The organism is Cytophagia bacterium CHB2 (assembly GCA_030263535.1).
Lineage (GTDB): Bacteria > Zhuqueibacterota > Zhuqueibacteria > Zhuqueibacterales > Zhuqueibacteraceae > Coneutiohabitans.
Genome location: SZPB01000028.1, coordinates 21,747 through 27,893, shown reverse-complemented (window position 1 = coordinate 27,893; position 6,147 = coordinate 21,747). Strand labels below are relative to the sequence as shown.

At 53.7% G+C, this 6,147-nt stretch carries 5 protein-coding genes; 4 read left to right on the top strand and 1 reads right to left on the bottom strand.

The genetic code is table 11. The features are described 5' to 3' along the window. A partial coding sequence (locus tag FBQ85_04990) for a hypothetical protein (GenBank protein ID MDL1874515.1) occupies positions 1–979 on the bottom strand: 979 nt, incomplete at its 3' end. A gap of 578 nt (positions 980–1,557) precedes the next feature. Here FBQ85_04990 and FBQ85_04985 point away from each other — a divergent pair. The 4 genes from FBQ85_04985 (at position 1,558) to FBQ85_04970 (ending at position 6,074) form a co-directional block, all read left to right on the top strand. Then, entirely contained in the window at positions 1,558–2,832 is a 1,275-nt protein-coding gene (locus tag FBQ85_04985; protein ID MDL1874514.1) for a DEAD/DEAH box helicase, read from the top strand. A 50-nt stretch (positions 2,833–2,882) separates the two neighbouring features. Then, positions 2,883–3,209, top strand: coding sequence for an RNA-binding protein (locus FBQ85_04980; protein MDL1874513.1), 327 nt, complete (start codon positions 2,883–2,885; stop codon positions 3,207–3,209). Positions 3,210–3,438: 229 nt separating this feature from the next. After that, on the top strand, positions 3,439–4,110 hold the full coding sequence (locus FBQ85_04975; protein MDL1874512.1) for a response regulator transcription factor: 672 nt from the start codon (positions 3,439–3,441) through the stop codon (positions 4,108–4,110). Positions 4,111–4,700: 590 nt separating this feature from the next. Beyond that, on the top strand, positions 4,701–6,074 hold the full coding sequence (locus FBQ85_04970; protein MDL1874511.1) for an OmpA family protein: 1,374 nt from the start codon (positions 4,701–4,703) through the stop codon (positions 6,072–6,074). Positions 6,075–6,147: the final 73 nt, after the last annotated feature.

Below are 6,147 nucleotides of genomic sequence, written 5' to 3'. Positions count from 1 at the left end.
ATTCCTGGCTCGGCCTGCCGAACAACCAAATTGCGCCTTCACGCGTCGTTGCCAACGTTGGGAATTCCCAGCTTTGCATCTCTGTTTGCGCGGCGAGATCTTTATCCGGCATGGCAGCGGTGGGCGCAAACAATTTCTTGCCGTCCCAATAACGCAACTCCAGCCAGCGCGGAATATCCGGCTTGCCGGAGGCATCTGCGTTGCTGTGCCATGCCAGCCACAAACGATTTTGCGCATCAACACTCAAAGCTGGGCACTGTTCCAGCGTTGCGCTGTTGGTAAGATTCCACGTTTGGGAGGCTTGATCCAGACGGCGCAGAAAAATGTCGTAGTTGTACTCGCCGAGATACCCATCCCACGCGCACCAGATTTCGCCGTTCGCGCCCACGGCCAAAGCCGGGCGCATTTGCCGGTGCGGCGCTGAAAACACAGCTTGCGGCCTGCTCCAGCGTCCGCTTTCGCGCACGCTGAACATGATTTGCGCCGTATCCGCAATCATTCTTTCCCACGCCAGCCAAAGACGGCCTTTCGCATCGCACGCCATGGCCTGCCGCCAGTTTCGGGCGCTGCCGGTGCTAACCACTTCCATTTGCCCGGGCCGGCCTTCATTTACTGGCAGCACAACGACCTCAATCGCATTCTGATTTTTTCGCGCCCAACTCACCCACAACATTCCTTCCGGAGAAACCGTCAGGCGAGGGCGATAAACGATGTCAGCGCGATCCAAAACCAGTGAATCCACCCAGACGCCGTCGCGATACATGCGCAGCACGATGATTTCCTGCGGTTCGTCCATTTGTTGATAAACGATCGCCAGGGTGCCATCTTCCGCAAGGGCCAGGTCGGGATACTCTGCAAGCGGATTCGCAGGAAGAAGGGCGCGAATTTTAGGCTCAGGGAGAGATTTGGATTTTTGAGCAAGAAAGAAGCTGCTGATCAGCAGTAGAAGGGCAAGCACGAGCATTTTGCGAAGGGACATTGTGACGTTCACTTAATGAGGTATCTCCGTTAAGATGCGATGGGTTTTATGAATTTGAAAGCCGGCTCATATTGCGCAAATTCGAGGGCTTTGTCAAGCGGGGAAATCTTCTTTTGAAGAGCCTAGCCGGGTGAATGATGCCAGGCAAAGCGAACAAGCCCCCGTTGCCTAAAAATATTTATTTTAGTGCTTGTTTTCCATCCGGCGTATTCGTATGTTTCCGCCCACGCATCAATAACGGGCTGCGAAAGGCGTCTCTCATTCACGCGCCTCAGAGCGGCGGCATAGATTTGATGCGTCTGGTGGCAGTAACGTCGGTTTCCCGGCCGTGTGATGTCACCAACAACAGTGGTTTTTGCCGAAATTCTTCATTCTCATCTCTCCTGTGCAGCGACGTTCCGCACAGAGTCCCTACCCTACTGCCGCTGGCATTGGTGGAAGTGGTCAAGAGCTGACCCGAAGACAAAGAGATTCCCGAGCCACGGTAGACGAAATTTTTCCATTCATTAATTGATTCCGGAAGACGGTGAACTCTTTGCACTTTCTCGCCGTGATATTTTCATTTCATAAGGAACTCTATGTCGTTTCAACAATTCGGCTTGCACGCCGATTTGCTCAAAGCGCTTGACCGGCTGGGCTACCATCAACCCACACCCATTCAAGAGCAGGCCATTCCGATCGCACTCACCGGCCGCGATCTCATCGGCTGCGCTCAAACCGGCACCGGCAAAACCGCAGCCTTCGCCTTGCCAATTCTAAACAAACTCCATCCGATCATGAGCGGAAAAATTCGCGCATTGATCTTGACGCCCACGCGCGAGCTGGCGGCTCAGATCAATGAAGTCTTGCAAGGCCTGATCGCCTATACCAAGCTTTATTCCGCCGCGATCTACGGCGGCGTCGGTATGCCGCCGCAGGAACGCGCTCTGCGCCTCGCCACGGACGTTATCGTGGCCACGCCCGGCCGCTTACTCGATCATATGAAGAACGGCGTCGGCCGCTTCGACGGGCTGGAAGTGCTCGTGCTGGATGAGGCCGATCGCATGCTGGATATGGGTTTTCTGCCCGACGTCAAGCGCATTATCGCGCGCTTGCCGCAGCAACGGCAAACCATGATGTTTTCCGCCACCATGCCCAAAGAGATTTTTCAACTCAGCCAGCAAATCCTGCGCGACCCCGCCACGGTTCAAATCGGGCGACAAGCCGCGCCGGCAGAAGGCGTGAGCCAGTCGGCTTATCCGGTGGCGCACCATCTCAAAACGGATTTGCTCATGACGCTGCTCGGGCAATACGAAATGGAGTCGGTTCTGATTTTTGCTCGCACCAAGGTTCGCACCGAACGCCTGGCGCGCCAGTTGAAAGAAAACGGCTTCAAAGCCGCGCATATTCACGGCGACCGCACCCAGGGCCAGCGGCTAGCGGCGCTCGAGGGATTCCGCGACCGGCGCTATCGCATTTTGGTGGCAACGGATATTGCCGCGCGCGGCCTCGATATCGACGGAATTTCACACGTCGTAAATTATGACGTGCCGGTCCAGCCGGAGGATTATGTGCATCGCATCGGCCGTACGGCGCGCGCCAAAGCCGTGGGCGAGGCCCTGACTCTGGTTGCGCCGGCAGAAGAAATTTTTCTCACCGCCATACAACATCTGACCAAAATCAAAATTCCGCGCCAAAATATCGCGGAATTCGATTACAGCCGCGCCTCGACCACCCCCCCGGAAGAGCGTGGACGCCGGCAAAACAATTTTACGCGTCGTGGTTTTTCCCGGCGACCCAACGGCAACGGGCGTTCCGCTGCGGCGGGACACAGTAGAACCAAATCCCGCAGCCGCCGGCCGGCATTCAATTAGTCATCAGTTTCACTCATGCTGTTCACATTTAATTTCAGGATGGTCCTTTTATGAAGCTTTTCGTTGGAAATCTCTCCCGCCGCGTCACCTCGGATGCGTTGCAACAAATGTTCGAAACGTTCGGCCAGGTGGCTTCGGCTGAAATTATCAAAGATAAATTCAGCGGTGAATCCAAAGGCTTTGGCTTTGTGGAAATGCCCACCAAAAGCGAGGCGGATGCAGCCGTGAGCGGACTGAACGGCCGCGAAGTCGACGGGAAATCCCTTAACGTCAACGAGGCCCGCCCGCGCACCAATGATCGTCGTCCGAGCGGCGGCGGTGGCTTTGGCAATCGTGGCGGCGGCGGCGGCTATGGCGGCGGACGCCGTTCTTATTAATTCGTGCAATACATTTCTTGCTGAAACGCGATAGGATTAGGGCAGCGAAGACTTCGTTGCCCTAAAGCTTCGCGCTGTTGCCCGACTCACAAAGCATGTCCCACAGCATCACCGCAGACAAAACCAGGGATATCGAATTCGCTGCAATCTTCGCCACCTATTGATTGGCGCGTTCATATACCCGGTGTTAGAGTGGCTTCGGGCGCTCTGATTTTCGCAGGGATTGGTCATGCAAAAGCTCATTCGAGTGTTCATTGTCGATGACAATCGCTTGTTGCGTGAAGGCCTGGTTTCCATGCTGGCGGAGCAGGAGGATATTATTGTCATTGGCGCGGCGGCAAGCGGGCGCAAGGCGTTAGAACAAATCAAAAACTTGCGCCCGGAGATCGTGCTTATTGATATTGGCATGCCGGGAAAAAATGGCATCGAGGTGACACAAGAGTTGCGCCGGGATTTGCCGGAGGCCAAAGTGATCATTCTCGGCATGGTCGATTTGACCGGCGAAATCATGGCGTGCATCGAGGCGGGGGCTGCGGGATATGTTTTGAAAGAAGCCTCGTTTGACTATCTGGTTGAAACCATTCGCTCGGTTCACTGCGGAGAGTCGGTCGTTTCGCCCCAGATGGCGGCCTCACTCTTTTCACGCATCGCGGAGCTGGCCGCTGAACGCCTGCCGAGAATCCCGCCAAGCCCCGTCAAGCTGACCACACGTGAATTGGAAATCATTAATGTGATTGCTGAGGGGTTGTCCAACAAAGAAATTGCCCAGCGTCTCTCCATCGAAGCCCAAACCGTAAAAAATCACATCCACAATATTCTTGATAAGCTCCACCTGCATACCCGCCTTGAAACGGTGGAATATGCTCGCGAACGGAACCTGCTTAAAGAGAAGCAGGAGTAAAATGCCTGGCCGGCTGAGAAAAATTGCCGGCCTCCTCCCCTCGCAACAAATTCCAAGATATTACGCCTCGTCGTTTCCATATTCTCTTCACCTGTTCGACTACTGCAAAATTAACTCCCCAACGTGCATCCCGCAAGCGCCACAACCCAGTCCGGGCCCACGGCATAACAACAAGACAAACAGAAAATCCTGAGCCGAGGTACTAGGACTTTCATCTATAAAAATCCGCTGGGGTCTATCATTGTAGTAGTCCAACCCTAGACCCTTTTTGAACCCTCAGGTCTATTGTTTCCCTGCCTTTACTTGTCGTTATTGCTACATCGAAAACGCACAGCATCCAGCCACGTGTGTCAACGATGAAAGCGTTGGCGGGGATCCGGCTGCAGATGCCAAGATTGGAGGTCGTTAAAAACAGCGTTGCTTGCCAGCCGGATCACGGAGAAGCTTGGAATCTTCACATTACGGATCGCACGTTTTATCAACCGATAAGGAGTTCACATGAAGCGGATGACGTTATTTACATTTTTGATTGTATCGCTGATCGCCTGTAACCAGGCTCATACACAATAACCCCCCTAAGGAGTTTCTAAATGAAACGTTTGACATTATTTGCATTGTTGGCGGTATCGCTTTTAACATACAGCCAGGCCTCGGCCCAATTTGGCAATCCCAACGTCGCGCTCGGCCTTGCCGTGGGCGGCGCCCAGGGTCACAATAGCAGTGCCGACAAATGGGGCATGCAGTACCGCGGCTTTTTGCAGTACAAAATCATTTCTCCACTTTTGTTGGGACAGCTTGGTGTGGGATACACCGAACTTCAAGCGGACGGCGTGTATTCCGCACAAACGGTGATGGCGGACAATAGACTGCTTTTCGTCCCTTTTTCTTCAGAGAGTTTTAATCCGTTTTTATATGGTGGATTTGGCGTATCCAAAGCCATCGATAAAAGCAACACCGATTTTTTGCCGATGATCCCGCTGGGAGTCGGAATCCAAACCCGGCTCGGCAGCCAGGCGGTATTGCAACTGAGCGGTGGGTATAATTTATCGTTGTCCGATAAATTAGACGGGCGCCAACGCTCGGATACCGACCTCAATGATGTTACGAACAAGAAGCAAGATGGATTTTTTGGCTTTAGCGCCGGATTTATGTTTGCCGGACCGAACGTGAACGCCGATCGCGATCATGACGGTTTGACGAACAAAGTGGAAAAAGAATTGGGCACCGATCCCAAGAATCCTGATACCGACGGCGATGCTTTGAGCGACGGCGCCGAAGTCAATCAGTACAAATCCGATCCTTTGAAGGCGGACACCGATGGTGATGCTTTAAGCGATGGCGCTGAAGTCAATCAGTACAAAACCAACCCCTTGAAGGCGGACACCGACGGCGATGGCCTGGCCGATGGCGCTGAGGTGAACAAATACAAATCCGATCCGTTGAAAATCGATACGGACAACGGCGGCACGAACGACGGCGCCGAAGCGGCACGCCTGTCCAACTTGTTTGATCCCGCGGACGACATTCAGGAAAGAATTGTCATGCAGGATCGGCTTGTCATACAAGACCGGCCTGCGGTAAAAGATACGGTTGTTATACAAAATCGGATCGTCCTCGAAAAGGGGAAGAAAGTCGTCCTGGAAGGAATCAATTTTGAATTTGGCAAAGCCACGCTGACCAGCGATTCGAAGCCCATTTTGGAAGATGCTTATGCCGCTCTCGTTTCGAGTCCGGAGGTGCAGGTGGAGATTTCCGGCCACACGGATTATGTGGGCAGTGACGCCTCGAATCAGAGACTCTCGCTGCGCCGCGCGCAAACCGTGAAAAATTGGCTGGTGGAAAGAGGCACAGCCGCAAATCGCATGAAAACGGTCGGCAAAGGTGAAAGTGAACCCGTAGGCGACAACGACACCGATGCTGGTCGTGCGGAAAATCGACGTATCGAGTTTTATGTGCAGCAATAGCAGGCGGTAAAAATCAAAACTGACCGGCCACTTCACGTGATCGGTCAGTGGCTTTAAACACTCTCAAAATCTT